The sequence below is a fragment of the Thermobacillus sp. ZCTH02-B1 genome, from assembly GCF_002159085.1.
GTDB lineage: Bacteria > Bacillota > Bacilli > Paenibacillales > Paenibacillaceae > Thermobacillus.
Genome location: NZ_LZRU01000012.1, coordinates 185238 through 211163 on the forward strand (window position 1 = coordinate 185238; position 25926 = coordinate 211163).

The 25926-nt window shown below is 65.0% G+C and carries 30 protein-coding genes, 1 riboswitch and 1 other annotated feature; of the genes, 4 read left to right on the top strand and 26 right to left on the bottom strand.

All coding sequences use genetic code 11. The annotated features are described in order from the left end of the window. Window positions 1-47: 47 nt before the first annotated feature. Window positions 48-282 (bottom strand) — a binding site (T-box leader). Window positions 283-442: 160 nt separating this feature from the next. Then, window positions 443-1471, top strand: a complete 1029-nt coding sequence (locus A9Z00_RS05725; protein WP_296975203.1) for an SPL family radical SAM protein — start codon at window positions 443-445, stop codon at window positions 1469-1471. A 61-nt stretch (window positions 1472-1532) separates the two neighbouring features. Here A9Z00_RS05725 and A9Z00_RS05730 read toward each other — a convergent pair whose 3' ends face one another. From A9Z00_RS05730 to A9Z00_RS05800, 15 genes are all read right to left on the bottom strand, one after another. Beyond that, window positions 1533-2294 (bottom strand): class I SAM-dependent DNA methyltransferase, encoded by a 762-nt coding sequence (locus tag A9Z00_RS05730; protein WP_296975204.1) that lies wholly within the window; start codon window positions 2292-2294, stop codon window positions 1533-1535. 243 nt (window positions 2295-2537) lie between these two features. Then, complete coding sequence (gene rsfS, locus A9Z00_RS05735; RefSeq protein WP_296975447.1) at window positions 2538-2879, bottom strand: ribosome silencing factor; 342 nt, start codon at window positions 2877-2879, stop codon at window positions 2538-2540. Next, window positions 2879-3460 (bottom strand): bis(5'-nucleosyl)-tetraphosphatase (symmetrical) YqeK, encoded by a 582-nt coding sequence (yqeK, locus tag A9Z00_RS05740; RefSeq protein WP_296975205.1) that lies wholly within the window; start codon window positions 3458-3460, stop codon window positions 2879-2881. The genes rsfS and yqeK overlap by 1 nt, the downstream gene beginning before the upstream one ends. Continuing rightward, on the bottom strand, window positions 3450-4040 hold the full coding sequence (gene nadD / locus A9Z00_RS05745; protein WP_296975206.1) for a nicotinate-nucleotide adenylyltransferase: 591 nt from the start codon (window positions 4038-4040) through the stop codon (window positions 3450-3452). Before nadD ends, yqeK begins: the two co-directional genes overlap by 11 nt. A gap of 29 nt (window positions 4041-4069) precedes the next feature. After that, window positions 4070-4360 carry a ribosome assembly RNA-binding protein YhbY gene (gene yhbY, locus A9Z00_RS05750; protein ID WP_296975448.1) on the bottom strand — a complete coding sequence of 97 codons (291 nt, stop codon included), beginning with the start codon at window positions 4358-4360 and terminating at the stop codon, window positions 4070-4072. Window positions 4361-4499: 139 nt separating this feature from the next. Then, window positions 4500-5381, bottom strand: a complete 882-nt coding sequence (gene aroE, locus A9Z00_RS05755) for a shikimate dehydrogenase (protein ID WP_296975207.1) — start codon at window positions 5379-5381, stop codon at window positions 4500-4502. Window positions 5382-5415: 34 nt separating this feature from the next. Next, on the bottom strand, window positions 5416-6543 hold the full coding sequence (gene yqeH / locus A9Z00_RS05760) for a ribosome biogenesis GTPase YqeH (protein WP_296975208.1): 1128 nt from the start codon (window positions 6541-6543) through the stop codon (window positions 5416-5418). After that, complete coding sequence (locus A9Z00_RS05765; protein WP_296975209.1) at window positions 6540-7064, bottom strand: YqeG family HAD IIIA-type phosphatase; 525 nt, start codon at window positions 7062-7064, stop codon at window positions 6540-6542. The genes yqeH and A9Z00_RS05765 overlap by 4 nt, the downstream gene beginning before the upstream one ends. Before the next feature lie 141 nt (window positions 7065-7205). After that, the gene (locus A9Z00_RS05770; protein ID WP_296975210.1) at window positions 7206-9470 is read right to left on the bottom strand and encodes a DUF4129 domain-containing transglutaminase family protein; all 2265 of its coding nucleotides are present in this window, start codon (window positions 9468-9470) and stop codon (window positions 7206-7208) included. Continuing rightward, the gene (locus A9Z00_RS05775) at window positions 9470-10702 is read right to left on the bottom strand and encodes a DUF58 domain-containing protein (protein ID WP_296975211.1); all 1233 of its coding nucleotides are present in this window, start codon (window positions 10700-10702) and stop codon (window positions 9470-9472) included. The genes A9Z00_RS05770 and A9Z00_RS05775 overlap by 1 nt, the downstream gene beginning before the upstream one ends. A 2-nt stretch (window positions 10703-10704) precedes the next feature. After that, on the bottom strand, window positions 10705-11661 hold the full coding sequence (locus tag A9Z00_RS05780) for an AAA family ATPase (RefSeq protein ID WP_296975212.1): 957 nt from the start codon (window positions 11659-11661) through the stop codon (window positions 10705-10707). A 139-nt stretch (window positions 11662-11800) separates the two neighbouring features. Beyond that, window positions 11801-12151 carry a stage V sporulation protein AE gene (gene spoVAE / locus A9Z00_RS05785; RefSeq protein ID WP_296975213.1) on the bottom strand — a complete coding sequence of 117 codons (351 nt, stop codon included), beginning with the start codon at window positions 12149-12151 and terminating at the stop codon, window positions 11801-11803. Further along, entirely contained in the window at window positions 12152-13165 is a 1014-nt protein-coding gene (spoVAD, locus tag A9Z00_RS05790; protein ID WP_296975214.1) for a stage V sporulation protein AD, read from the bottom strand. A 1-nt stretch (window position 13166) separates the two neighbouring features. Beyond that, window positions 13167-13667 carry a stage V sporulation protein AC gene (gene spoVAC, locus A9Z00_RS05795; protein WP_483316274.1) on the bottom strand — a complete coding sequence of 167 codons (501 nt, stop codon included), beginning with the start codon at window positions 13665-13667 and terminating at the stop codon, window positions 13167-13169. Window positions 13668-13919: 252 nt separating this feature from the next. Continuing rightward, window positions 13920-14195 (bottom strand): hypothetical protein, encoded by a 276-nt coding sequence (locus tag A9Z00_RS05800; protein ID WP_296975216.1) that lies wholly within the window; start codon window positions 14193-14195, stop codon window positions 13920-13922. 254 nt (window positions 14196-14449) lie between these two features. On the opposite strand from A9Z00_RS05800, the gene A9Z00_RS05805 reads away from it, so the two are divergent. Then, window positions 14450-15466 carry a LacI family DNA-binding transcriptional regulator gene (locus A9Z00_RS05805; RefSeq protein ID WP_296975217.1) on the top strand — a complete coding sequence of 339 codons (1017 nt, stop codon included), beginning with the start codon at window positions 14450-14452 and terminating at the stop codon, window positions 15464-15466. Here the strand turns inward: A9Z00_RS05805 and A9Z00_RS05810 are convergent, their stop codons facing one another. Next, the gene (locus A9Z00_RS05810; protein WP_296975218.1) at window positions 15467-16027 is read right to left on the bottom strand and encodes a histidine phosphatase family protein; all 561 of its coding nucleotides are present in this window, start codon (window positions 16025-16027) and stop codon (window positions 15467-15469) included. Beyond that, complete coding sequence (locus tag A9Z00_RS05815) at window positions 16024-16413, bottom strand: VOC family protein (RefSeq protein WP_296975219.1); 390 nt, start codon at window positions 16411-16413, stop codon at window positions 16024-16026. The genes A9Z00_RS05810 and A9Z00_RS05815 overlap by 4 nt, the downstream gene beginning before the upstream one ends. Window positions 16414-16719: 306 nt before the next feature. Here A9Z00_RS05815 and sigK point away from each other — a divergent pair, with 306 nt between their 5' ends. Beyond that, the gene (sigK, locus tag A9Z00_RS05820; RefSeq protein ID WP_296975220.1) at window positions 16720-17421 is read left to right on the top strand and encodes an RNA polymerase sporulation sigma factor SigK; all 702 of its coding nucleotides are present in this window, start codon (window positions 16720-16722) and stop codon (window positions 17419-17421) included. 69 nt (window positions 17422-17490) lie between these two features. On the opposite strand, the gene nrdF is transcribed toward sigK, so the two are convergent. Genes nrdF through A9Z00_RS05840 form a run of 4 tightly spaced genes read right to left on the bottom strand, consistent with a single transcriptional unit; the run spans window position 17491 to window position 21128 of the window. Beyond that, entirely contained in the window at window positions 17491-18456 is a 966-nt protein-coding gene (gene nrdF / locus A9Z00_RS05825) for a class 1b ribonucleoside-diphosphate reductase subunit beta (protein WP_296975221.1), read from the bottom strand. Then, the gene (gene nrdE / locus A9Z00_RS05830) at window positions 18444-20540 is read right to left on the bottom strand and encodes a class 1b ribonucleoside-diphosphate reductase subunit alpha (protein ID WP_296975222.1); all 2097 of its coding nucleotides are present in this window, start codon (window positions 20538-20540) and stop codon (window positions 18444-18446) included. The genes nrdF and nrdE overlap by 13 nt, the downstream gene beginning before the upstream one ends. Continuing rightward, window positions 20506-20907 carry a class Ib ribonucleoside-diphosphate reductase assembly flavoprotein NrdI gene (gene nrdI / locus A9Z00_RS05835; RefSeq protein ID WP_296975223.1) on the bottom strand — a complete coding sequence of 134 codons (402 nt, stop codon included), beginning with the start codon at window positions 20905-20907 and terminating at the stop codon, window positions 20506-20508. Before nrdI ends, nrdE begins: the two co-directional genes overlap by 35 nt. Continuing rightward, window positions 20904-21128: a glutaredoxin family protein gene (locus A9Z00_RS05840; protein ID WP_296975224.1), complete on the bottom strand. Its 225-nt coding sequence runs from the start codon at window positions 21126-21128 to the stop codon at window positions 20904-20906. The genes nrdI and A9Z00_RS05840 overlap by 4 nt, the downstream gene beginning before the upstream one ends. Window positions 21129-21316: 188 nt before the next feature. Continuing rightward, a riboswitch (cobalamin riboswitch) is annotated at window positions 21317-21497 on the bottom strand. Between A9Z00_RS05840 and A9Z00_RS05845 the strand changes: the two genes are divergently transcribed. Continuing rightward, window positions 21495-22421 carry a sensor domain-containing diguanylate cyclase gene (locus A9Z00_RS05845; protein ID WP_296975225.1) on the top strand — a complete coding sequence of 309 codons (927 nt, stop codon included), beginning with the start codon at window positions 21495-21497 and terminating at the stop codon, window positions 22419-22421. Its footprint overlaps the riboswitch before it by 3 nt. Window positions 22422-22673: 252 nt before the next feature. On the opposite strand, the gene A9Z00_RS05850 is transcribed toward A9Z00_RS05845, so the two are convergent. The 5 genes from A9Z00_RS05850 to A9Z00_RS05870 all read right to left on the bottom strand — a co-directional run bounded on the left by A9Z00_RS05850 (window position 22674) and on the right by A9Z00_RS05870 (window position 25924). After that, on the bottom strand, window positions 22674-23066 hold the full coding sequence (locus tag A9Z00_RS05850) for a hypothetical protein (RefSeq protein WP_296975226.1): 393 nt from the start codon (window positions 23064-23066) through the stop codon (window positions 22674-22676). 236 nt (window positions 23067-23302) lie between these two features. Further along, the gene (locus tag A9Z00_RS05855) at window positions 23303-23473 is read right to left on the bottom strand and encodes a hypothetical protein (RefSeq protein WP_296975227.1); all 171 of its coding nucleotides are present in this window, start codon (window positions 23471-23473) and stop codon (window positions 23303-23305) included. A 103-nt stretch (window positions 23474-23576) separates the two neighbouring features. Further along, the gene (locus A9Z00_RS05860) at window positions 23577-24479 is read right to left on the bottom strand and encodes an urease accessory protein UreD (RefSeq protein ID WP_296975228.1); all 903 of its coding nucleotides are present in this window, start codon (window positions 24477-24479) and stop codon (window positions 23577-23579) included. After that, on the bottom strand, window positions 24469-25152 hold the full coding sequence (gene ureG, locus A9Z00_RS05865; protein WP_296975229.1) for an urease accessory protein UreG: 684 nt from the start codon (window positions 25150-25152) through the stop codon (window positions 24469-24471). The genes A9Z00_RS05860 and ureG overlap by 11 nt, the downstream gene beginning before the upstream one ends. A 40-nt stretch (window positions 25153-25192) precedes the next feature. Further along, window positions 25193-25924 (bottom strand): urease accessory protein UreF, encoded by a 732-nt coding sequence (locus A9Z00_RS05870; protein ID WP_296975230.1) that lies wholly within the window; start codon window positions 25922-25924, stop codon window positions 25193-25195. Between the last annotated feature and the right edge of the window lie 2 nt (window positions 25925-25926).

Genomic DNA, 25926 nt, shown 5'->3' on the forward strand with positions numbered 1-25926 from the left:
CAGCCGATTGATCTTCATCAAAAAAACCTCCCATCCATAGCGCATCGGCTAGGGACGAGAGGCTTCTCCCGCGGTACCACCCTAGTTAACAGCGGGCGTGCTTCGCCGCTGTTCACTCGCAGCCCCTAACGCGGGCCCGACGGCATCGCTGGCGGCGCTGGGCGCCGGTTCACGAATGCGGCTCCGAGGCGAGTTCGCGCGCCGTCCGGTCCGGCTCGCACCAGCCGCCGGCTCTCTGGTTCCGGCGCGGTCCGCGCTACTGCTCCTCTTCACAGCCATTATCTGGTCATGTAAATGTCATTCCGATTATAGGCCAGCGGGCGGCGTGTGTCAAGTTCGGGCGGATGCGCGGAAGGATGGCGGATCGGCTGCGGGCTTGGCCGGAACGCGGGCGGAGTGGTATAATGGGAACACATGTTCGTGTACAAAGGGAGGTGCGGCCATGCGGCCGACCCTGGAACCGATGGCGGCGAAGACGATTCTGAACCGGGTGCGCGTGCCCGCGATGCCGTTCGACTGGTCGATCAATCCGTACCGCGGCTGCCAGCACGGCTGCAGCTTCTGCTATGCCAGGAGCACGCATGCCTTCCTGGGACGACCGGCGGACGATACGTTCCAGCGTCACATTTACTGGAAGGAGGGAGCGCCGGACATTCTTCGCGGGCAGCTGGCCCGGATGGCGCGGCTGGGCCGGATGCCCGGCCATGTGGCGGTTGGCACGGCGACGGACCCCTATCAGCCGCTGGAGGCGAAGGCGAAGCTCACCCGGGGGTGTCTCGAGGCGCTGGCCGACTACGGCGTCCCGTTCAGCGTGACGACCCGCTCGCCGCTCGTGCTGCGCGATCTGGACATCCTGCGCCGGGCGCGGGTGCTGTCGGTCAACATCAGCCTGCACACGCTGGACATGCGGATATGGCGGCGGTTCGAGCCGGCCAGTCCCGCGCCGTGGCGCCGGCTGGAGACGATCGCGCGGCTTGCCGACGCGGGCATCCCGGTCACGGTGTTCGCGGCGCCGATGCTGCCCTATCTGACCGACACCCGCAAAGCCGCGGCGGAATTGGCCGAAGCGTGCGCCGCCGCCGGGGCGGGCCGGGCGATGGTCGATTTCCTGCGGCTGCAGACGCCGGAAGTGAAGCAGTGGTTTTTCGGCACGCTCGAGCGGCATGATCCGGAGCTCGTTCCCGCGTACGGCAGGCTGTACTACATGCGGGCGGGCTTGCCGGACAGCTATCTTCGCCCCGCGCGCGAGCGGGTGGAGGCGGAGTTTCGCCGCCGCGGCCTGATCGGGCGGAAACCGAAAGAAGATGTCGGGCGAACGCCTGTCGACGGAAGGTTTGGAGCGGAAGGGACAGGCGGTACGGACGGGTCCGGGGCCGGTCCGGTCGGAAGGGCGGACGGTCATGCAGCCGCCGCATGCGACGAAGAGCGGGCCGGTTCGGGCTGCACGCCGCTCCAGCTCACGCTGTTTTGAGGGAGGAACGGTTCACGCGGAAACGGGGGGATATACGGAGCGGCGCCCGGCTTCGCCGACTTCACGCGGTCGCCGCGAAGAACAACCGCTCGGCATCTTCGCCGGGCGCCTCGAACTTGAAATCCGCGTACATCTCGACATGCGAGAAGCCCGCGCGCAACAGGGCGCCGCGGATCCACTCCGGTTCATAGGCCCGCTGGATGTGCGTCTCCTCGAAGCGGATGTATTTGCCGTCCCTGTCGTCGCGGGTGAAGATGGTCAGATGATGCTCGATCTCCCGCCGGTCCGGCGAATACTCGCTTGTCCAGATGTAGGCGATGTCGCGCTCGTTGAACGTGAACGGCTGCTCCCGCGCGTAACGCTCGAGCTGCCGCGGCGCGTGGACGTCGAACAGGAACAGGCCGCCGTCCTTCAGCCCGCGGCGCGTCGCGCGGAACGTCGCCTCCACGTCTTCTTCTTCCAACAGATAGTTGATGCAGTCGCAAAAGGACAACACCGCGTCCACCTGTTCGGGCAGCTCCCAGTCGCGCATGTCCTGCTGCAGCCAGCGGATCGAGCCGTTGCCGGTATAACGGTGGGGCGAAGCGTCCCACTTGCTGCGCGCGACGGCGAGCATGTCGGCCGACAGATCGATGCCGAAGACGCGGAATCCCGATTTCGCGAGCGGAATCGCGATGTTGCCCGTGCCGCAGCCGAGATCGACGACCGTCTCTGGAATGCCGGCCAGCTCCCAGCATTGCCGGGCAAACCGGAGCCATTCGGCGTACGGCATATCCTCCATCAGCCGGTCATAGACCAGCGCGAATTGTCTGTAGGCCCGCATACAGGCTCCTTCCGGATCAGCCGTTGCCGCAGGATCGGAACGACCGCGACGCCGGCTGATCCCGTTTGATTCGTTCGAACAGGCAAGGCGTTGATTCGGCTGCGCGTCGACTTCCGTCCGGACGGCGGCGGCTCGGAGCGCCTCCGGCCCGGCGGCAGGCGCTCCCGCCCTCCGTCAGGGCACACGGGCCGGAATCTCCGCCGCAAGGCACCGCCCCGCGCGGAAGCCCGCGCCGCTGCAGGCTCACGCGAACTCTACAACCTTCGCATCCGACCAGAGCCGCTCGAGGTTGTAATACTCGCGTTCGTCGCGATGGAAGACGTGCGCGATGACGTCGCCGAGATCGATGAGCACCCATCGGGCGGCATCCAGCCCTTCGACGCCGCGCACCGGCACTCCCCGCTCCTCCGCCTTCTTGCGGATCTCGCCGGCGATCGCCTGCACCTGCGTGTCCGAGTTGCCATGGCAGATGACGAAATAGTCGGCGACGGGCGAGATGCCCGCAAGTCCCAGCGCGACGATGCGGTGCGCCTTCTTCTCCTCCGCCGCATCCACGACGAGCCGCAGCAATTCATCGGGTTGCATCAACCGTTATCGGCCTCCTTGTCGAGTTGTCGGATCAGATCGTTGCGCGCCATCACGGTCAGCGGGTATATCGGCCGGCCGTTGGCGATCAGGTACGCGATCGTCGAATCGAAACCGAGGACAAGCGCCCGCTCCAGGCTGCGCTCCGCCTCTTCCCGGATCCTGTCCACTCCCGGAAAATCGCGCCCCGGCTCGATGTAATCGGCCAGACACACCACCTTGTCCAACTTCGTCATGCCGACGCGCCCCGACGTGTGCCAGCGGATCGCGTCCAGAACCGCGGCATCCTCCACGCCGTAGTCGCGCTTCGCGACATAGGCGCCGACCGGGGCGTGCCACAGGGCCGGATCATAGCCGAGCAGATCGCCGGCCTCGCCGCTCTCGATCAGCACGCGTCTCTGCGCTTCGATCGCCCAATACTTGGCGACGTCGTGCAGCATGGCGGCGAGCTCCGCCTTCGCCGGATCCGCGCCGTACCGCTCCGCCAGCCTGACCGCCGTCTCCATGACGCCGGCGGTGTGCGCCCAGCGTCGTTCGGGCATCTGCGCCCGCACGCGCTCCATGATCGCGTTACGATCCATACAACCCCTTCCTTACGATATAATCGTGCACGCCGTCGGGAACCAGATACCGGATCGAACGGCCTTCCCGCCTCGAGGCCCGGACGCCGGAAGACGAGATGTCGAGCTGCGGCATCTCGATGAGGCGCACGCGCGCCCGCAGAAATTCCGGCAACGAACCGATATCGACGGGATGCCCCGGCCGCGCGACGCCGATGAACGATACGGCCGCCGCCAGTTCTTCGATCCGGTGCCAGCGCGGCAGATCGTTCACCCGGTCCCCCCCGATGATGTATGAGAACCGGCATTCGGGATGTCTCGCGCCGAGCTCGGCCACCGTATCGATCGAATACGACACGCCCGGCCGGCGAAGCTCCAGGTCCAGCGCCCGGAAAGCCGGGTTGCCGGCGATCGCGAGGCGCACCATCTCCAGCCGGTCCTCGCCCGACGCGGCCGGTTCGCGCGATTTGAGCGGCGGCGTCCGGCTCGGGATGAACCAGACCTCGTCCAGGCCGCACCGATCCCGGGCCGTCTCGGCGAGCAACAGATGGCCGAGATGGATCGGATCGAACGTGCCGCCCATCAATCCGACGCGCTTCAATGCTCATCCGGCTCCTTCGCCGCCGCCCGTCAGGGCAGCTCGATCTTCTTGCGATCCTTCGATTCCCGGTACAGCACGATCGTCTTGCCGATCACCTGCACCAGCTCGGCTCCGGCGCGCCGCGCGATCTCCGCGCCGATCTCCTTCGGATCGCCTTCCTGGTTGTTCAGCACCGAGACCTTGATCAGCTCCCGCGCTTCCAGCGCCTCCGACACATGGCGGATCAGATGGTCGTTCACGCCGCCCTTGCCGACCTGGAAGATCGGTTTGAGCGGATGCGCCAGCGCGCGGAGGTAACGGATCTGTTTTCCGGTCAGCATGATGGAATCGACCCGCTTTCCTGAATAAATGGACGTCACCCGGCGCCACCCGGTTGTCCGGGGCGGACGGCCGGCACGGGGGAAACGGCCCCCGGTCATCCGGACGCGGCTGCCGGTAGGCCCGGCATCCCGCGGCCCGCTATCCGCCGAGCGCCCGGAGGACGGCCTCGCGCATGGCTTTCACGGGCGCGGGCCGCCCGGTCCAATATTCGAAGGCGTACGCGCCCTGATAAATGAACATGCCGAGACCGGAATGGGTGCGGCATCCCGCCCGTTCGGCTTCCGCGAGGAACCGCGTCCGCAGCGGATTGTAGACGATGTCGCTCGCGACGGCGCCCGGCTTCATCCAGGTCGCGTCGATGCCGAGCGGCAGCTCGTCCGTATTCGGCGACATGCCGGCGGACGTCGTGTTGATGACGATGTCCGCGTCCGCGCAGACCTCGCGCAGGTCGTCCGGCCCGATCGCCTCCGCCGCGCCGGACGGCAGCGACCGCGCCAGCTCTTCCGCCCGGGCGAACGTCCGGTTCACGATCGCGATGTGCGCCGGATTCTCCCGCGCGAGGGCGTGGAGGATGCCCCGCGCCGCACCGCCGGCGCCGAGGACGACGACGCGCCGGCCGGAAATTTCCGCGCCCGCTTCCTCCTTCAGCGATCGCACATAGCCCGGTCCATCGGTATTATAGCCGATCAGCCGCTCGTCCCGGCGGACGACCGTGTTGACCGCCCCCGCCGCCTCGGCCGTCGGATCGATCTCGTCGAGATATGCCATGATCGCGGTCTTGTGCGGAATCGTCACGTTGAAGCCGCCCATGCCCATCGCCCGCGCCCCTTCCGCGAAGGCGGCGAGCCGGTCGGCCGTGACTTGGAACGCCGCATAGACGGCGTTGACGCCGGTCTCCCGGAACGCGCGGTTCATCATGACCGGCGATTTCGAATGGCGGATCGGGTCGCCGATGACGCCGTACAGCACCGTATGGCTGTCGATCGACGGGACCGCTTCGGTGGCCGCGGATCCGTTCATCGCAGTGCATCCTCTCCCCGCTTCACTTGGACGCTCAAATCATCGCTTCGCGCAGCATGACATGGACGCCTTTCGGCGCGTACACTTCGACGTTGGCGCCGGCCGCGCTGTTCGCCCGGATCCAGCCGAGGCCGGATATGCTGATGTCGGTCCGGCTGCCCGGCGGCACGCGCAGCGAATGCCGCGTCCACGGCGGCAGCAAATCCAGTTCGTCGGCGTCCGGCGGCGAGAGCAGCCCGCCGCGATGCTCCGCGTACAACTCGTCCGCCCGCTCGAGCTTCGTCCGATGGACGTTCAACGCGGGCGAGACGTAGATCGTGAAGGACTGCGGCTCGCCGCGCACGAAGTCGAACCGGGCGAGCGCACCGAAGAACAGCGTCTGACGCGGATTCAGCTGATAGACGAGCGGCCTCAGCGGCCGTTCGGGCAGGAGCTTCGGCAGCACGCCCTTCGGCACCTGCTCGGTCAGCCGGTACGGGTAGACGATGCCCGGCGTATCGATGATGTATCGGCCGTCGTCGAGCGGGATGCGAATCTGGTCGAGCGTCGTGCCCGGATAGCGGGACACGGTCAGCTCCCGGTCCAGATCGCTGTAATCCCGGATGAGGGAGTTGATCAGCGTCGACTTGCCGACGTTCGTCGCACCGACGACATAGATGTCGCGTCCGTCCCGCAGCGTCTGGATCGCCTCGACGACGCGCTCGAAGCCGATCCGCTTGGCGGCGCTGCACAGCACGACCCCGGCCGGCCTCAATCCCAGACGCTTCGCCTGCCGCCGCACCCATGCCTGAATCTTGTTCCAGTTCGTCGATTTCGGCAGCAGATCGATCTTGTTCACGACGAGCAGCACCGGATTGTTCCCGACGAACCGCTGCAGCCCGCTGATGACGCTGCCTTCGAAATCGAACAGGTCGACGATGTGGACGACGAGGCTGTCGGTCGAGGCGATGCCGGAGAGCATGCGCAGGAAATCATCCCGGTCGACCGCAACCTGCGTCATGTCGTTGTAATGCTTGATGCGGAAACAGCGCCGGCAGATCGCGTCTTCGCGCCCGAGCGCCTGCTCCGGCACATAACCCGGCTTGTCCGGCGACTCGGTCTGCAGCCGGGCGCCGCAGCCGGGACAGACGGGTGCGTCCGCCTTCGCGTCGCTTGCCGTCACGGTGATTCCTCCCTGGGCCACAATCCTTTGCGCGAAAGTCTTCGGTGCGCCACCCGCTCGATGATGCGGTTGAAACGGGTGGCCACCCCCTCCTGCGCCGGCGCGATCGGCTTGACCAGAATGACGCGCAGTCCCGACCGCTTCGCGCCGAGCACATCGGTAAGCAGCTGGTCGCCGATGACGACGGTCTGGCCGGGCTCGAGTCCCAGCCGGGCGAGCGCCTTTCGGAATGAGGCACGCACCGGCTTGCGCGCCCTGTATATATAGGGTATGCCGTGCGGTTCCGCAAACCGGGACACGCGTTTGCGGCGGTTGTTCGAGACGATGATCATTTTGAAACCGAGGGACCGGACGCGCTTGAGCCATTCCACCATCTCCGGCGTCGCCGAACGATCCCGGGCGCCGACCAGCGTGTTGTCGAGATCGCAAATGATGCCGGTTATGCCTTCCGCCCGGAGTTTCTCGAGATCGATATCATATATGGTTCCCGCCACCTGGTGCGGGAGCAGCCATTCCAGCATATTCCTTGCTCCTTGTGTCGTGTTCGTCGCCTTGACCCCCGGCTTATGGCAAAACTATATCACACCGGCGAAAAAGATTGCAAAACGGCGGCGGTTCCGTCCGCCGCCGTCTGCGGCGGGATGCGGAACCGCCGGCATGCGCTACAACCGTTCCCGGATCAGCCGGACCTTCGCGGCGAACCGCCGCACATCTTCCTCCGCGAGCGGACGTCCGCCGTACTTCGCTTGCTCGAACAGAACGAGCAGTTCCCGGAAGTCGTCGGCCAGCGAGCGGCGCCGTTCGCTCCAGCGCCTGAACGTCTCGCGCAGCGTCTCGTGCTCGTTCCGCTCCAGTCCGCGCCTGCGGCAGAGGCGGATGAGCCGTTCCGTCTCGTAGACAATCTGCTCGTTCGCGCTCATCGCGCCGAACCGGATCCGCCGCCAGAGCGGCCGGATCTTGTCACGCTTCAGCCAGATCCAGATCGCCGCGGCGGCCAGCGCGAGCGCGGCGGCGGCCAGGCCGAGGACGGAGACGGCGCGGAACACATGCGCGGGAATCCGGATCCCGCCGCTTTCGCCCGCGGATTCGGCGATCGAGTCCATGTCGGGCAGTTCGGGCATCACGATCTCCGGCGTCTCGCCTGCCGGATAAACGTACGGATACGAGAAGCCGGGCGTCGCCTCGAACGGAATCCAGCCGAATCCCTCGAAATACACCTCGACCCAGGAATGGGCGTCCGCGTTGCGGACCGTGTACGTGCCGCCCATGTCCGGATCGAGCGCTTCCCCCGGCATGCCGATGAAGAGTTCGGCCGGCAGGGCGCCCGGCGCGAATCCCTTCACCCAGCGGGCGGGAACGCCGGACGCGCGCGCGAGGACCGCCAGCGCCGTCGAGAAATAGTCACAGTAGCCCTCCCGCACTTCGAAAAGGAAGGCGTCGACGAAGTCTTCGCTGCGCCGCCTCGAGATGTCCGGCGTGTTCGAGTACGGGTAATTCTCCTTGAGATAGGCCTCGATCCGCCGGATCTTGTCGTAGTCGCTCGCCGCCCCGGCCGTGATCTCCTCCGCGAGCCGGAGCACCCGTTCGGGCATGTCCGGCAGCCGGGTATACCGCTCCGCAATGCGCGGATCCGGCGGACCGGCAGCGCGCAGCCGGTCTTCGTCCAGCACGACCTGCTCGGATTCGATCGTGTAGACATCCGGATACGGCGTCCTGTCCGACCTCGGCCAGCGCAGTTCGGCGGATTCGGGCAGCCAGGCCAGCGCGGGCGGCATCGACTCCGATTCGCCGATCGATCGGATCACCGACGGCTGGTCGGGGCCGAACAACACCGGAAAGGATTCATCCCGGCGCATCGTGACCGTCGCGACGACGGTTACCGTCTCCGCTTCCGGGGCAAGCGCGAGGGGTTCGCCGGCCAGCATCTTCGGCAACGGCTCGCCGGCCGCCAGACCCGACAGGCCGACTTCCGTCTGCTCCTCCTCGCTGTCGACCCAGCCCTGCCCCGTATACTCGGACTTCGTCTCGCCCCGCCAATAACTGCGCCTCGACGTGTGGACGGTCATCACTTCCGAATAATCAAACTCGAAGCCGTCGCCGAGCCGGTCATCCGCCCGGCTGTAGCCGGAACGGGCGTCGCGCGTCCTGACCGACGACGGCACGCTCCGCACCTTGTCGCCGACGAAGGACGGCACCGATTCGCCGCGCGCCTCCATCCAGAGCGTGTACGGATCCTTCAGCACCGGATTGACGCTCGGCGCGAGCAACCCGGCCGCCATGACGAGCCCGAGGATGGAAGCGACGGACAGGCCGAACGATACCGGATATTCGACGAGGTGCCGCCAGGTGTCGGGATGGCTGAGCCGGAACCGCTCGAAGTGCTCGGCCACGAACCAGCACAGCGCAATGAACACGCACCAGGCGACCTCGTCCCACAGATAGATGGTCGTGAACGAATCCAGCACCGCCAGCGACAAGATCACCGCGGCGCAGAACAGCATGACCTGCGGACGCGTCCGGCTGAACCGGCCCGCGAACAGGAACAGGCCGAACGCGGCGGAAGAGACGCCGACGTAAGGCCGGAGCGGCTCCGATATCTCCGCCAGCCAGTCGCCCCAAGCCGCCGCGTCCTTCCATTCTTCCCGGGGCGCCGGAATCCAGCGGAATCCGCTCCATGCCATGATGGACGCAAGCAGCGCGGCCGCATGCAGCGGCAGCTTCCACCGGAGTCGGCCCGGCACGAGCAGCTCGATCGCCGTTCCCGCGATCAACGCGGTATGGACGATTGCGAACGTCTGCGGCCACCACAAATTTTCGAGCGAATCGTACCATTGCCACAGCATGACGGCGGCGAACAGGAAGCAGAGCTTCCGGTAGCCGTTCCGCACGAGCAGGCGGCCGAATCCCGTCGCGATCCGCTTCGCCATCACCGGCCGCCCCCTTCCAGCGCCGCGGGCAGCTCGGCCAGCGTCCGCACATTGTACACCGGCCAGCCGCGGACGGTGAGCAGCCGCTGCCAGCCGCGAACGTCCGACAGGTTACGGTCGCCGGGCAGATGGATCAGGCACGGCGTGTTGCCGTTCCGCTCCAGCCACTCCATCGTCCGGATCACCTCTTCGCCGTCATGCGGCGTCACGAGCACGACGAACGATCCTCCCGGGATGAGCGCGGACGATTGGTGCAGCGAGCGGTAAAGCCCGGCCGCTCCGTCGGCCTGGACGTCGACGAGATGGTTCAGGATGAGCCGGCGTTGATCGGCGATGGACCGGGGGAGAAAGCCTTCGACCTTGGCGCCCGTCGAGACGAGCCCGATCGCCATCTCTCTGCGGATGCCGTATTCGACGAGCGACGCGGCAATCGAGACGGCCAGCTCGAACCGGTCGGCGCTACCGTAGGCCGTGCCGCAGCGGTCCAGCACGATGACGGTGCGCGGCACCGACTCGCGGTCGAACTCCTTCGATTTCCACTGGCCGGTCTTCGCCGTCGCGTTCCAGTGGATGCGGGACAGCCGGTCGCCGTATATGTATTCCCGGACGCCGTTGATCTGCGTCGTCTCCTTCGCGTGGCGGTGCGAGACGGCGTGGGCGTAGGGACCCTTGAGCCCGCGCTCGACCCTGTTCCACTCGCGGATCGGTATCGTCTGCGGCAGCACGGTGAAGCGGTGATGGGCATCGACGGCTCCCCGGTGCTCGAACAGGCCGAAGATGTCCCGCGTCACGCATTCCGTTTTCCGGAACACGTACCGGCCGCGCGGAAGCGGAGGCGTCGAATAGCTGACGGCGCCGGACCGACGGAAATCGGGGATGAAGGATACCTCGAACATCATCGGCCGGCCGCCGATCCGTTCGAGCGTATCCTGCACGAGCACATAGGGGATGGGCCAGAAGCCCGGAATGCGGAGGTGGAGCTCGACGTCCAGCCGCGATCCGGCGGTCAGGACATGGTGGTGCGGGAAGGGATCGCCGCCCAGCCTTCGCTCGCCCCTGACCCGCCCGATGCCGCTCAGCTTGCCGAGCGCAAGATACAGGATCAGGGCGTTCAGGATGACGAACAGCATAACCGCCGTTTTGCCGCCCTGAAAAAGCAGATACAAGGTGCAACACACGTACACCGCGGCGATCATCCGCCAGCGTACGGTCAGGGTTTTGGCGGCCGGCATCGTCATCGCTCCAATCGGATGGGGACCGGCGTGCGCTCGACGACCTCGCGGACGACTTCCTCGGCGGTCAGACCGTTCACGCGCGCCTCGGTGCTCATCAGGATCCGGTGCGCCAGCACGGGCACCGCAAGCCGCTTGATGTCATCCGGGATGACGTAGTCGCGTCCGTCAAGCAGCGCGCTCGCCCGGGCCGCCGCCATCAGCGAGATCGAGGCGCGCGGGCTTGCGCCGACCTGCACGCCGGGATGCTCGCGCGTGCCGCGGATGATGCGCACCAGATATTCGCCGATCGCGTCGTCGGCATGCACGGTCCGGACGCGTTCCTGCAACCGCAGGATATCTCCGATCTCCGCGACCTGTTCGACGCGCAGGTACGCCTGGTCCGAACGGTTCTCGAGCACCATGCGGCGTTCGGTCTCGTCGTCGGGGTATCCGATCGACAGCTTCATCATGAACCGGTCCAGCTGCGCCTCGGGCAGCAGATAGGTTCCCTCGAATTCGACCGGGTTCTGCGTCGCGAACAGGATGAACGGAACCGGCAGCGGATGCGAGACGCCGTCCACCGTCACGTGCCGCTCTTCCATCGCCTCGAGCAGCGCCGACTGGGTTTTCGTCGTCGCCCGGTTGATCTCGTCCGCCAACAGAATGTTCGCCATGATCGGGCCGGGCCGGAAGACGAACGTCTCGTCCTTCGGATGCCATATGGACACGCCCGTAATATCGGTGGGCAGAAGGTCCGGGTTGCACTGGATGCGCCGGAACACCCCGCCGCATGCCCTTGCCAGCGCTTTCACAAGTTGCGTCTTGCCGGTGCCGGGGACATCCTCGAGCAGGACATGTCCGCCCGCCAGCAGCGCGACGAGCATCCGTTCGATCGCTTCAGGCTTTCCCAAGATGCAGCGCCCGAGGCTCTGTCGGATGTCGTCAATCAGCCTGATATCGTTGTCCGTCGTCCCCATCGCTTTCCCCTCCCGGTCTCGTATATCCTCTATTTTACAAGAAGGGTGGATGGGCCACAATTGTGGCGCTTGGCAGAAAAAATTGGAGGATCACACAGTCCTTCCGCGTGATCCTCCAATCCTTGCCGAAAACCCGCGATCATCCCTTCGGCCGGACCACCAGCGCGGCGAGGAACGAGAAGATGATCGCCGCCGAAATCCCTGCGCTCGTCACCTTGAACATGCCCGTGATGACGCCGATCGGCCCGGTGTTCTGGAGCTCGGTCAGCGCGCCGTGGACGAGGGCGTTGCCGAAGCTTGTGATCGGCACCGTCGCGCCCGCGCCGGCGAATTCGATCAGGGGCTCGTACCAGCCCAGGGCGTCCGCGATCGCGCCGAGCACGACAAGCGTTGACATCGTGTGCGCCGGCGTCAGCCGGAGCACATCGAACATGAGCTGCCCGAGGACGCAGATGCCGCCCCCGACGACAAAAGCCCATACAAACTGCATTCAGGCGTCACCCCTTTCAATGGCAACCGCATGCGCGATGCATGGAATGGTCTCCCCCTGCTGATAGGAAAGCGGCGAGAGGAGCGCCCCGGTGGCGACGACGAGGATCCGCTTCAACTCGCCGTTCCTGAGCCTTTTCATCAGATGGCCGTAGGTGACAACCGCCGAGCAGGCGCATCCGCTGCCGCCGGCCTGCACCTTCTGGCGCTCGATGTCGTAGATCATGAGCCCGCAATCGCTGAACACCGTGTCCTGTATCGGCACGCCGTCGCGGGCGAACAGGTCGACGGCGATGCGGTGGCCGACGGACGCGAGGTCACCGGTCACGATCATGTCGTAATCGGCCGGCATCCGCCCCGTGTCGTTCAGATGCGTCTGGATCGTGTCGACGGCTGCCGGCGCCATCGCCGCGCCCATGTTGAACGGATCGGAGATGCCGAGGTCGACGATCTTGCCGATCGTCGCGCAGGTGATGACCGGGCCGATGCCCGATTTCGCGACGACGGCCGCGCCGGCGCCGGTCACCGTATACTGGGCGGTCGGCGGCTTCTGCGAGCCGTATTCGGTCGGGTACCGGAACTGCTTCTCCGCCGTGCAGTTGTGGCTGCACGTTCCGGCCATCGCGTACTCCGCCATGCCGGAATCGACGAGGTGCGCCGCCAGCGCGAGCGACAGCATCGACGTCGAGCAGGCGCCGAAGACGCCGATGTACGGCAGGCCGAGTTCCCGTGCGGTGAAGCTGTTGCTGATGAGCTGGTTCAGGAGGTCGCCGCCGACGTAGAATTGCACCTGGTCCCTGCGGATGCCCGCGTTCTTGATTGCAAAGTCGGAAGCCTGCTCGAGCAGGAGCCGCTCGGCCTTCTCCCAGCTCTTCTGGTTCAGATCGAGCTCGGCGTGGACGAGGTCGAAATCGGCCGCGAGCGGACCCGCGCCTTCGTCGGGACCGACGACGGTGCCCGTCCCGATGATGACGGGCCGGTTCTCGAACCACCAAGTCTGCTTGCCGCGCAGCATGTCAGTGCCCCCTGATCCCGAAGATGACGTGGATCAGCCCGATGACGAACGCGGCGACCGTGCCGTACACGATGACGGACCCGGCCAGCTTGAACATGTTGCCGCCGACGCCGAGGACGAGCCCCTCGGCGCGGTGTTCAAGGGCCGCCGAGCACATCGAGTTCGCAAACCCCGTCACCGGCACGGCCGAGCCCGCGCCGGCCCATTGCGCCAGCCTGTCATAAACGCCGAGGCAGGTCAGCAGCACCGAGATGAAGATGAGCGTCGCGACGGTCGGGTTCGCGGCCTGCGTGGCCGAAAGCTTCAACCAGGACATGTAGCCGTTCTGGATCGCCTGGCCGAGGACGCAGATCAGGCCGCCCGTGACGAACGCCCGGACGCAGTTCGCGAAGACGGACCGGGCCGGCTCGCGCTGTTTCGCGAACGTCTTGTATTCCTTCGATGACATCGACAACGGTTTGAATTTGCCTCTCCCGGCGGTATTGGTCGCCACTTGACGCATCCCCCTGTCGCTTGCATTGTTACAAGTTGCATTGTTTGCCGATTCGGCCCGCATTATGCCGTGCGGAACGGCGCGGTCCGAAGCGCATAAAAAAAGAACCGCACGGCGTGCGGTTCGCAGAGGGGGACTCGCCTGGATCAGAAGGCAGCGAACAAAAGCACAAACAGCGCGAGAGAAGCACGTTCGGAAGCGGGATTGACAACCCCGGTCAGCTCACAGCTCCCTCCGGAGCTCCCGTCGCACGTTACGCTTCTATCCTATGCCGGCCGCGCCCAGCGGTTCTTCACCGGCCGGTCGGATTCGGCATTGGTGACGCTGTACGTCCGCCATGCGGTCTGCGCGAATGAGACGAAACTTGGGCGGACGCCGGCTTTCGTTCGCGCCGGTCTGTCCGTCGGCGTCATCGGACGGCTTCTTCGCCATCCAGTCTTCATATCGCTTGAAGTCGATGCCAAGTTGTTCGAGAATCCGCTTGACATCCAACGCGACCAACACAGCAGATTCCTCCAATCCGCTTGATGCTTTCAAGCGTCGCCACCCTGACCAACCGTTTCGCTTTTATTGTATAAAGCGGTTCGGGATAGCGTAAATAGGAATTATTGTCGGATTCGTGGGAACTATTGTCGCATGATGTCAAGATTGGCCGGAAATGGTGCCGCGGGATCATGCGGGGACATCACCGGGCGCGGAGATCGCGCTGACCGCCGGATGGTTGATGAAAACGATTCCTATTCCAATCCGATAATATAGTTAAAAGTTGATTTGGTCCAAGGAGCGTTGAAATGGTGACGATTTACGACATCGCCGCGCGGGCCAACGTGTCGGCCATGACCGTCTCCCGGGTCATCAACCGGCCGGAGCGCGTGAGCGCAAAGACCCGCGAGAGGGTGCTGAAAGTCATGGAGGAAATGCACTACGTTCCGAACGGCATGGCGCGCAGCCTCGTGCTAAAGGAGTCGAAGCTCCTGTTCCTGCTCGTGACGGACATCCGCAATCCGTTCTTTACGACCGTGGCCCGCGGCGCCGAGGACGCCGCCGCAGAGAACGGGTTCCGTCTCCTCTTCGGCAACAGCGACGAGAGCCTGGACAAGGAATCCGAATATATCGAAGCGATTTTGAAGGCGCGCGTCGACGGCGCGTTGATCGCGCCGTCGGGTGACGGTTCGCTTCCGAACCTGGAGCGGCTGCGGAAGCACAAGGTGCCGTTCGTGCTGCTCGACCGCGAAGTGCCCGGCATCGATTGCGACGTGGTGCTCGGTGACAGCATCGAAGGCGCACGGCAGCTGGTCGGGCATCTCGCCGGACTCGGCCACCGGCGGATCGCGCTGGTCAACGGCTCGCTCTCCGTCTCGAGCGCACGCTACCGCCAGGAAGGCTATCGCGAGGCGCTCAAAACGTACGGCCTGGTCTATGACGAACGGTACGTGCTCGAGGCGGGGTTCGGACTCGAGCACGATCCGTCGCCGATCGAGGAATGGCTGAAGCGGCTCGACCCGATGCCGACCGCCATCGTCGCGGGCAACAACGTGCTCGCGATGCACGTCATCCGCCTGCTGCGCGCCGCCGGCATCGATGTGCCGGAACAGGTGTCGGTCGCCTGCTTCGACGATTTCGGGCCGTTCGCCGGCGCCGACCCGTTCGTTACCGTGGCCGCCCAGCAGGCCTACCAGTTCGGCCATGCCGGCATGCGGCTGCTCATCGAGCGGATCCGCGCGCGGGACGGGGAACGCCCGCGGAAGCGGATCATGCTGCCGACCGCCCTGATCCTGCGCAAATCGACGGCGCCGCCGCGGGCCTGATCAGCCCGGTCCGGCGGCGCCGTTCCATAGCCGCCTGATGCCGATCCCGTTCGTCCCGTCCGCAAGCAGTTCGAAGACGTCGGGATTGGTGAGCTTTTTCCAGTCCTCGTATCCGTACCGGCCGTCGCATGCCTTCAGGATGAGCGCCAACAGGTTCCCGTGCGTGACGACGATCGTCGCCTCTTCCGGTCGCCGCAGCATCTCTCCGATGACGGCCATTCCCCGCTCCGTCGCCTCCCGTGAGGTCTCTCCTCCCGGCAGCCTCACATCCATGTCGTCGAAGGACGCCTTCAGCCGTTCCATCCAGTCGGGAAGCGGCTCCGTCGACAGCACCCGTTCTCGCAGACGGCCGTCGGTCTCGATCGCGATGCCGGCTCTGTCGGCAAACGGCCGGATGGATGCGACCGCGCGTTCGAACGGACTGGACACGATGCGGTCGACCTTTTTTCCCGAGAAGAAGTCCGCCAGCCGTTCCGCCTGCCTCACGCCCTCGTCGGTAAGCGGCTCCTCCGGCTCCTGGCCGGCCGCCTTGCAATGCCGCACGAGCCAGATCCGCTTCACGGCCTGCGATCCTCCCGGATTTCCAGAAATTCGATCCGGTTGCCGAAGGGATCCGTTACATAACATCTGTCGATCCCTTCATCGGCCCTGGCATCATCGTCCGCGATCGTCACGCCGTTGGAACGCAGATGCTCGCGCAGCGCTCCGAGGTTCCGCACGCGGAACGCCGGATGGGCCTTGCGCGCGGGCGTGAAATCCCGCTGCACGCCGATATGCACCTCGTGCGCGCCGCACCGGAACCAGACGCCGCCGCGATGCCGCAGCGACTCGGGCTTCGGAATTTCCTGCCACCCCAGCACGCCGCCGAAAAACGCCCGCGCCTCCGCTTCGCAGCCTTCCGGTGCCGCGAGCTGCACATGGTCGAGCCCGTCGAATTCGAAAGCCACGGTCACCCTCCTGTTATTTCATTTTTCAATACCGTGTTTCGATTGTTGAAACTATTATCATACAACGTTTTCCGGTGTGCCAGAGCAATACGTCCCTGTCCCGGTCCCATGACTTCTGATCCGCATCCATGACACCCGAAAGTGAACGATCTCGGCATGCCGGCGTTGGCCAAGGCCTGACATCGCCCGGCGATTTTCGCCATACAAGCACAAATGGGCCGCCGCCCACATAGACTGTAAAACAGTCTTCCGCCGCCGGAGGCGTGCAGGCCGTTCCGGTGAATCCGACCTGGGGGTGGCCCGTTCATGCCTGGTTTGTTCGCCGCCATCGCATTGTTCATCAAACAGCTCTCGCTGCTCGTCTCCTACATCAAGAACAACGCCTTCCCGCAGCCGCTTCAGGAGGAAGAGGAGGCGATGCACCTCAAACGGATGGCCGAAGGGGACCAGGAATCCCGCAACCTGCTGATCGAGCACAACCTGCGCCTTGTGGCCCACATCGTCAAGAAATTCGACAACACCGGCGAAGACCTCGAAGATCTGATCTCGATCGGCACGATCGGGCTGATCAAGGCGATCGAGAGTTTTCAGCCCGGCAAGGGGACGAAGCTCGCCACGTTCGCCGCACGCTGCATCGAGAACGAGATCCTGATGCATCTGCGCTCGCTCCGGAAGACGCGCAAGGACGTGTCGCTCCACGACCCGATCGGGACCGACAAGGAAGGCAACGAGATCACCTTGATCGATATCCTCGGATCGGACACGGACGAAGTGGTCGACAAGGTGCAGCTCAAGATCGAGAAATCCAAGATTTACAAGAACCTCGACATTCTCGACGAGCGCGAGCGCGAGGTCGTCGTCGGCCGGTTCGGACTGGAGGGAAGCGGCGAGGAACGAACGCAGCGGGAGATCGCGAAGGAGCTCGGCATCAGCCGCTCCTACGTGTCCCGGATCGAGAAGCGCGCACTCATGAAGCTGTATCACGAGTTTTACAAGCAGAAGAAATGAAAAACAGCCGGAGTCCCGGACAGAGGCTCCGGCTGTATGCGTTCCTTGACCGAGCATCCGCGGCCGCCGTCAGAACGCGAACGTCTCGTCGGTGATCGGCGCAACCTTCGCCACCGCGTACGTCGTTCCCTTCTGCGAGAAAAAGTCGTACGTCGTACCTTCGTTCCGGATGCCGTTCATGACGATCGGATGGACCTCCTCGTCGGGGAACATCGTCTCGAATCCGAGGTTCATGAGCGCCTTGTTCGCGTTGTAGCGCACATAGGCTTTCACCTCCGGGGCGAGGCCGGTGTCCGCGTACACGTCGTCCGTATACGCGAGCTCGTTGTGGTACAGGTCGAGCAGGAACTCGTACCCCCAAACCGCCAGTTCCTCCCGCACGTGATCCGGAAACGTCTTGTACAGTTGCTGCGCGAAATACCCGACCGCGACCCCGTGGATCGACTCGTCCCGCAGAATGAGCGAGATCACCTCCGAGCTGCTGCGCAGGATGCCCAGCCCGCCCAGATACAGCGGATAGAAGAAGCCGGAGTAGAACAGGAACGACTCCAGCATGACCGAAGCGAACATCGCCTTCCACAGGGTGACGGGGTCCCCGTCCCGGATCGAACGGTAGACGTCGGCGATCCGGCCCGCCTTGTACTGCAGATTGCCGTTCTTCTTCACCCAGTCGAAGATCGCCTCGATCTCGGCATTCGTGCACAGCGTCGTGAAAATGTACGAATACGACTTCGCGTGGATCGCCTCGAAGGCCGCGAACACCGTGTACAGCGCCTTCTCCTGGAGATCCGGCGCGTGGCGCGCGATTTCGTTCATCCCGATGTTCGTCTGGATCGTGTCGAGCAGCGTGAGGCCCCCGAGCACCCGCTTGTACGTCTCCCGGTGCTCGAACCGGCTCCACTGCTTCACATCCTTGCTCACCGCGATCTCCTCGGGGAACCAGATCTGCCGCCACTGCTGATCCCAGAACGCCTTCACGAGCTCGCCGCCCTGCCGGTTCCAGTTCACCGCTTCGTATCCGTTCACACCGAGCATGCCGCACACTCCTCGATTTTCCGCAGCTTCTGCCGCACGTAATAGACCGTCTTGATTCCCTTCATCCACGCGTAATAATACAGCCGGGCGAGCCGTTCCGTCGTCCACTCGTCGGTCACGTACAGCGTCATCGAGATGCCCTGGTCGACATGCCGCTGCGCCGCCGCATACAGATCCACCAGCCGGTAGGGGTCGATTTCCCAGGCTTCCTTGTACAGATGCCGGTTGCCGTCGTTCAGGAACGGCATCGGGTAGATCGTGCGGCTGTCCGCGTAGTCGCGCACCTCGACCCGCTCCGTGATCGGCGCGATCGACGCGGTGCAGTTCCGGATGTAGGAAATGCTGCCCGTCGGCGCGATCGCGAGCCGGTAGGCGTTGAACAGCCCGTGCCGCATGACCTGCTCCTGCAGCTCCCGCCACATCCGCCGCGTGATGACGGGGACGGTGCCGAGCGCCCGCCGTACGGCTTCGGGCAGCTCCCGCTCCTCCTTGTCCACGTACGGATCAAAATAGGAACCGTCCGCATAGTCGCTCAGCTCAAACCCGTGGAACGCCTCTCCCTTCTCCCGCGCCAGTCGCATCGAGGCAAGAAGCGAATAGTAGTTCAGCGCCTCCATGAACGCATCGACGAACCGAATCGACTCGTCCGAACCGTATTCGATCCCCTGCGACACGAGATGGCCGTGCAGGTTCATGACGCCGAGTCCGACCGCGTGCATGAGCCGGTTCCCCTTGCGGACGGACGGCACATTCCGGATGTCGGTCATGAGCGACACGTTGGTCAGGAGACGCATCGCCGTATCCACGAGCCGTTCAAAGTCCGTCCGCGTCGCCCGGTGGATGTCCAGCGAGCCGAGGTTGCAGGAGACATCCAAGCCGTATTCGTTCTCCTCGCCGTGGTCGCGGATGAGGCTGGTCTCCTGCACCTGCAGAATTTCCGTGCACAGGTTGGACATCTTGATCCGTCCGAGGCGCTTGAGCGGATGCTTCGCGTTCGCGTTACCGTCGAACATCTCGAAGGGATACCCCGATTCGAACTGGGATTTCTTGATCTCCGTATACAGCTTCCGGGCGTTCACCCGTTTCAGCTTGCGGATGTTCGGATTGTCGAGCAGCTCGCGGTACATCCGGCTCATGTCGATCTCCGACATCCGCTTCCCGTATTCGCGGCGGATGTCGTACGGGCTGAACAGCGCGATCTCCTCGTCCCGCTTCATCAGCTCGAAGAAGATGTCCGGCACGATGACGCCGGTGGACAGCGTCGCGAGGCGCATCTTCTCGTCGGCGTTCGGCTTCTTCGCGGAAATGAGGCTCTCGATGTCGGCATGGAAAATGTTCAGCCAGACGACGCCCGATCCGTTCCGCTGGCCGAGCTGGTTCGAGTACGAGAAGGCGTTCTCGAGCAGCTTCGCGACGGGCATGACGCCGCTCGCGCGGTTTTCGATGCCTTTGATCGGATCGCCGAGCGGGCGGATGTCCGTCAGGTTGACGCCGACGCCCCCGCCCAGGCGGGAAAGCTCCAGGCAATAGCCGATGTTGGCCGCGATGCTGTTCATCGAATCGTCCATCGTCAGCTTGAAGCAGCTCACCAGCTCGCCGCGCGCCCGCCTGCCGCTGTTCAGCATCGTCGGCGTCGCCGGCTGGTAGGCCGTCATCATCGCGTCGACGGCACGCTCCGCAAGCTCCCGGTCGCCGCGGGCGAGATAGAGGGCGGTGATCGCGACGCGGTCCTCGTACCGCTCCAGAATCTCGGACCCGTCCCGGCTCTTCAGCGCATAGCCGTCGTAGAACTTGCTCGCGCTCATGAACGACGGGAACCGGAACCGGTAGCCGTACGCCCGCCCGAACAGCGCCGCGATGAACGCCATGTCGTATTGTTCGAGGAATTCCCGCTCATAGTAGCCTTCGTCGACGAGGCGGCGGATCTTCTCCTCCATATCGTCGAAATGGCGCATCCGGGGGTTGACATGCTCGAGAAAATAGCGCCTCGCCGCCTCCCGGTCCTTCGCGAGGTCGAGCCGTCCCGTCCGCCTGTAGTGGTGCAGCACCTCATTGTTCAGACGCAAATACGATTTCGCGCTCACGCCCGCTTCCCTCCCCGATCCGTTCCAGGTAAAACTGCCGGATGGCCTCGTAATCCCGCGGAAAGCCGCGCAATTCCAGCTTCCTAACGAGCGGCACGTTCCACCGCTCCGCGATCAGGTCGCCGGCCCGGCCGAAATGCGCATGGCCGAAATTGCGGTTGCCGCTCGCAACCACCCCCCGGCAATACGCGCCGTTCCGGTTCATGAACACTTCCACGACCGGCGGCACTTCCCCGAGCCCGTCGGTATAGGTCAGAAGCAGAAACGGTTCTCCGACCGTCGTGTCCCCGCGGATCTCGATTCCGGGCAGCCCGAGCTGCAGGAAGATGTGGCGGACATTGCCCGTTCGGCTGGCGTAAGCGATCATCCGTGCCCGCCCCCCAGCTTCGCGAGCATCGCTTCGGGATCCGTCCAGAACCTGCCGTCCGCTTCGAGCGCCGGCACGGTCCGCACGCCGGCGGTGATCAGCCGTTCCCGGGCCGATTCCTCCTTGTCGATGTCGACGATCTCCACTTCCCTGCCGGAACGCCGCACCTCGGACTTGATCCAGAGACACCGGGGACAGACGGTTTTCGTGTACAGTTTCATCGGCGTACGCCTCCTTTTTCCCTTGCACGATTGGACAAAAGACAGCAGGAGACAAAACAAAGGGCACCCTCTCCCGAGGATGCCCGACGACAGCAGCATGATCGGACCGGACGAGCCGCGGCGCTTCTTCATGCGCCCGACCGTCCGCATGCTTCGGCCGTCCCTTCTCTCACCCCCCGAAGACAAGGAAACGTTCGTTCCGCCGGGCAGGTCTCCTGGCTTCGCTTCATCCTCCCGTTCCCTTCCCATGCGCCGGGGCGCACAGTGGATGTGAACGTTCGTCCGCGTCACAGTTGCGGGGACAGCGCCGGATTCGCACCGGCTTCCCTATGAAACCGCCTTCGCGGTACCCGCCGGAACCAATATATGCAATTGTCAACCGCGCTGCTGCCGACGGCCGTCATGATTTTCTATGTCATGCATTTCCGCAAATTTCTGCAGATTCGTCCCCTGGCCCGGGCGAAAGTGCTGGAGCACATGTCCGAAGGCATCCTGATCGCGGACGAGCGGAACCGGATCATCGATTCGAATCCGGCCGCCCGCAGCCTTGCACTCGGGGCTCAAGGGAAACGGTTCGGCGCGTCGCTGACGGATCTGTTCGCCGATCATCCGGAGCTGAAAGCGGCTTGCACATCCGGTGAGCAGAGACGGCTGGAGGCGAAAATCGGCGAAAAATGGTTCGATGTCCGACTCATTCCGCTGCGGATCCGTGACGAGCGAACCGGAACGCTGTTGATTTTCGCGGATATCACCGGGCGAAAGCTTGCCGAGGGGGAACTGATCCGGCGCGCGACGACGGACGGATTGACCGGGCTCTCCAACCGGCTGCATTTCTTCGAGAAACTGCACGAGGCCGCCGAATCGTGCCGTTCGTCCGGCGAGCCGCTCAGTCTCATGGTGATCGATCTCGATCATTTCAAAAGCATCAACGACCGGTACGGCCATACGACGGGCGATCGGCTGCTGTGCTGCTTCTCCGGGCTGCTGCGGGATGCGGCGGGATCCGGCCATACGTCCGGACGGATCGGCGGGGAGGAATTCGCCGTTTTCTGCCCGGGGCTGAACGGCGAAGCCGCCTACCGGCTGGCCGAAACGATCCGGCTGCGCGCCGCCGGGGAGCCGATCGTCCTGGAAAACGGTGAGACGATCGCCTATACGGTCAGCATCGGCATTGCCGAGCTGCACGGCCCCGACATGACCGTGGAGTCGTTGTATGCCGCGGCCGACAATGGCCTCTACGTCTCGAAGGTCAGCGGCAGAAACCGCACGACGCTGGCGGGACGGAGCGCCTGATTGCAGCACAAAAGCTCCTGCGCGACTCGGGATCCCGCTCGCAGGCCTGCACGCGGTGGCAGGCGTTGCAGATCCGGGGGGTTATGGTCTGCGGGCGGATAACCGGGCAGGGCAGGGACGCGGACGCAAGCGCTGGCGGAAGCGGAAAGGAAGCGGCAGCGTCGGATATGGCGGAAGCCGGCGAACAGGCGGGATGGTTTTCGGGGAAAATCCGTGCGGAACATGGAAGATGCGCGCGGGAGCCGGCGGCGCCTAGTAGCGGTGCCTGACGCCCTTCAGCGCCGGAGCTCCCTCGAAATGGGAGTCCAGCACGACGAGCGTCCGGCAGCCGATCAAGCCCGGCTCCGCGACCAGCTCGTTCGTCACCGTCGCGCTGAGCACGAAGCCGGCCTCCGCCACCATCGGCTCGTCCCGGCCGTATTCGATCGCGTCGTCGTAATCTTCCTCGAGCAGCCGCTCCGGGTCGATCAGCACGGACGTGTACACCGTCCCCGTCGGCAGGAAGTAAGCCGCCAGGAAAAACGGCCGGTCGGCCGGATAGCCGCCAAAGCAGAGGCGCTCGCCGTAATAGCGGAGCACCGTGCCGACGAAGAGCGGCAGGAAGCCGTCCGGGAGCTCCAGATGTTCGACTTGTCTGGTATCCACCGATATCCATGAATCCTGACGCATGCTGTTCCATCCTTCCATCGGATCGACCGTATGAGCAGCCGGCAGCCCCGTACAGGTTCACTATAATGGATGTACAGCGACAGCCGCAAGCGGCCGGTGTCGCAGCGCACTGCCTTCGTCGACCGAAAAAAAAAGCGCAAGGCCGGCGCCTTGCGCGTATTCCGCCTGTTGAGAAACGGTCAACGGGCTGTATGGCCGTTCCATGACGCGGCTCAACTTTCCGGATCCGGCTCGCACCACAATCCACCGGGATCGCTGGTGCTGTCTCCGCAACAGCCGTTCCACTGGCCGCAGTTGAAGCATTTCCATTTGGCGAACCACCACTCCATCTTGAAACCGCACACCGGGCAGCGCGGAATCACCGTCGCCTCTCTCGGCTCCATCTCAACCTCTCCCCTCGGATACACATGCGGATCACGTCTGAATGAGGATGGTTCAACATCCACGGCCCGGATTCCTGCGGGCCAACGAAATTCGAAACCGCCGCTATTCCGTCCACACCGTCTCCGGCATGGCAAGGAGCGTGCGCCGCAGCGCGCGCCAGGCGGCTTCGAGCACCCGCTGCAGCCGCCACGCCGCGTCGCCGGCGGCCATGACGACGATGCCGTGTCGCCAGGTGCGCGAGGCGCCCGCGAGACAGCCGCCGGGCACGGTCGCGGCCGCCTGCTCCGCCGCCTCGCGGGCCGCCTCGAGATGGAGCGTGTCGAGCCGGTCGGAGAAGCAGTACAACATGCCGATGTGGGTGCGGTCTTCCCAGGCGCCGGGCGCTGCGATCCGGTGCTTCGCCGGCTCGATATGCTGCCGGCTGCGGAAGATCGGTTCTCCGCCGCGGCGAACGACAAGCTCCGAATCATACCGCCGGAACGCGAATCGCTCGCCGCGGCCCGCACGGCCCGGACAGAGAATCTCGGACGACAGCCAGACGGCGCCGGGCCCGAGCTCGACCTCGGTGCGCGCGTCCAGCTCCGCGTCCCGATACAGCATGAGCGGCTCCATCATCGCCTGGATGCATGCTTCTTCCCGCAGGGTGTACCGCTGCATCAGCAAGGCGCCGCGGCCGGGAGGCGACGGATGGACGCGCGTGTGCCCCTGGTTCGTCAGGTAAACGCGCGCGCCCTTCTCCGCCGTCCACTCCATCTCGTAGCGGTCGCCGGCGAGCATGCCGGGCGAGGCGTCCATCACGATGACGGCAAGCTCGTGCGGACGATCGAACGCCTTCGCGATCTTGAGCGGCGCGGTGTGCAGCTTCGAGGAGAGAACGGTGCGCCCGCCGCGGACGGCGAAGGCGGCCTCGAGGCGCGCCGGTCCGAGCAGCGGCCCGTTCGGACCCGCGGGAGCGGGTTCACCGGCCGGCGGAGCGCCTGCCGGCGCCCGATCGTCAATGCGCATGCTCGATGCCGCGGGCATGCTGCAGTTCATGCTCCAGCCAGCCGACGACCCGGTCGAGCCCTTCGCCCTTGAGCAGATTAGTGAACACGTAAGGCCGGCCGCCCCGCATCCGGACCGTGTCCTCCTCCATCACCTTCAGGCTCGCGCCGACATGCTCCGCGAGATCGATCTTGTTGATGACGAGCAGGTCGGAGCGCGTGATGCCGGGACCGCCCTTGCGGGGAATTTTTTCCCCCTGCGCCACATCGATGATGTAGATGAACCGGTCCGCGAGCTCCGGGCTGAACGCCGCGGCCAGATTGTCCCCGCCGCTCTCGATCAGGATGAAGTCGAGATCCGGGAACCGGCTCTGCAATTCCTCGATCGCCTCGAAGTTCATCGAAGCGTCCTCCCGGATCGCCGTGTGCGGGCATCCGCCCGTCTCGATGCCGATGATCCGCTCCTCCGGCAGGCAGCCGGTCTTCACGAGGATGCGCGCGTCCTCCGCCGTGTAGATGTCGTTCGTGATGACCGCGATGCTGTAGCGGTCGCGCATCGCCTTTGCAATCTTCTCGACGAGCGCCGTCTTGCCGGATCCGACGGGCCCGCCGATGCCGATCCGCACCGGGCGGTCCGCCGGAACGGGCGGCGTCTCCCAGTCATGATGGTGATGATGCCCTTGTCCCTGACACATGGGGATCCCTTCCTTTCGCGGTTTGTCGGCCCCGGCGTTATCAGGACATGAACAGCCGGGAATACAGCGTCTCGTGGCGCATGGCCATCAGTTCCGCAAGCGGCGTGCAGGCGTAAGCTTCCTCCGGTTCGAGCCGCTTCGCGATCTCCCACCCGTGCGCGACGAGCGGAAGAAGGCGGGCGATGATCGCCTGCCCCGCCGTCTGCCCGATCGCCATGAGCCGGAGCGAGCTGTTCACGCAGGTGACGAGATTGCCGTACAGCAGCCCCTGCACCGCCCGATGAAGCGGAAAGCCGAGCCGCCGGCACAGAAACCCGAAGACGAGCGGATGCGTCGCGAGGCACCGGTCGCTTCGATGCGCTTCCTCCAGCGGCTGGAGATCAAGCTCCGGATATACGTCCTGCGCCAGACGGAGCAGCCGGCGGCCCATCTTCTCGGCCGCGGCGCGCGATTCGGAGGCCGCGCGCTGGAGATGGACGAGGCGCTCGATTCGCCAGGCGTATTCCCAGTCCCCCGGCGGACAGGCGTACACCGCCTTCACGATCATCGCGTCGAGGGTCGCCCAGTTCTGCAGCAGCATCGTCTCGGCGTACCGCCGGAGATCCCCGGCGGTCCGGACCCGCCCCTCCTGCACCATCGTCTCGAGGCCGAAGGAATGCGAGAAGCCGCCGATCGGCAGCGCGGAATCGAGCAGCTGCTGCAGCCTGAGCCACGACACGTCCGCATCGCCGCCCGCGCCTCCTCCGCCAGGACCATGGAGCGCCTCCGCCACCT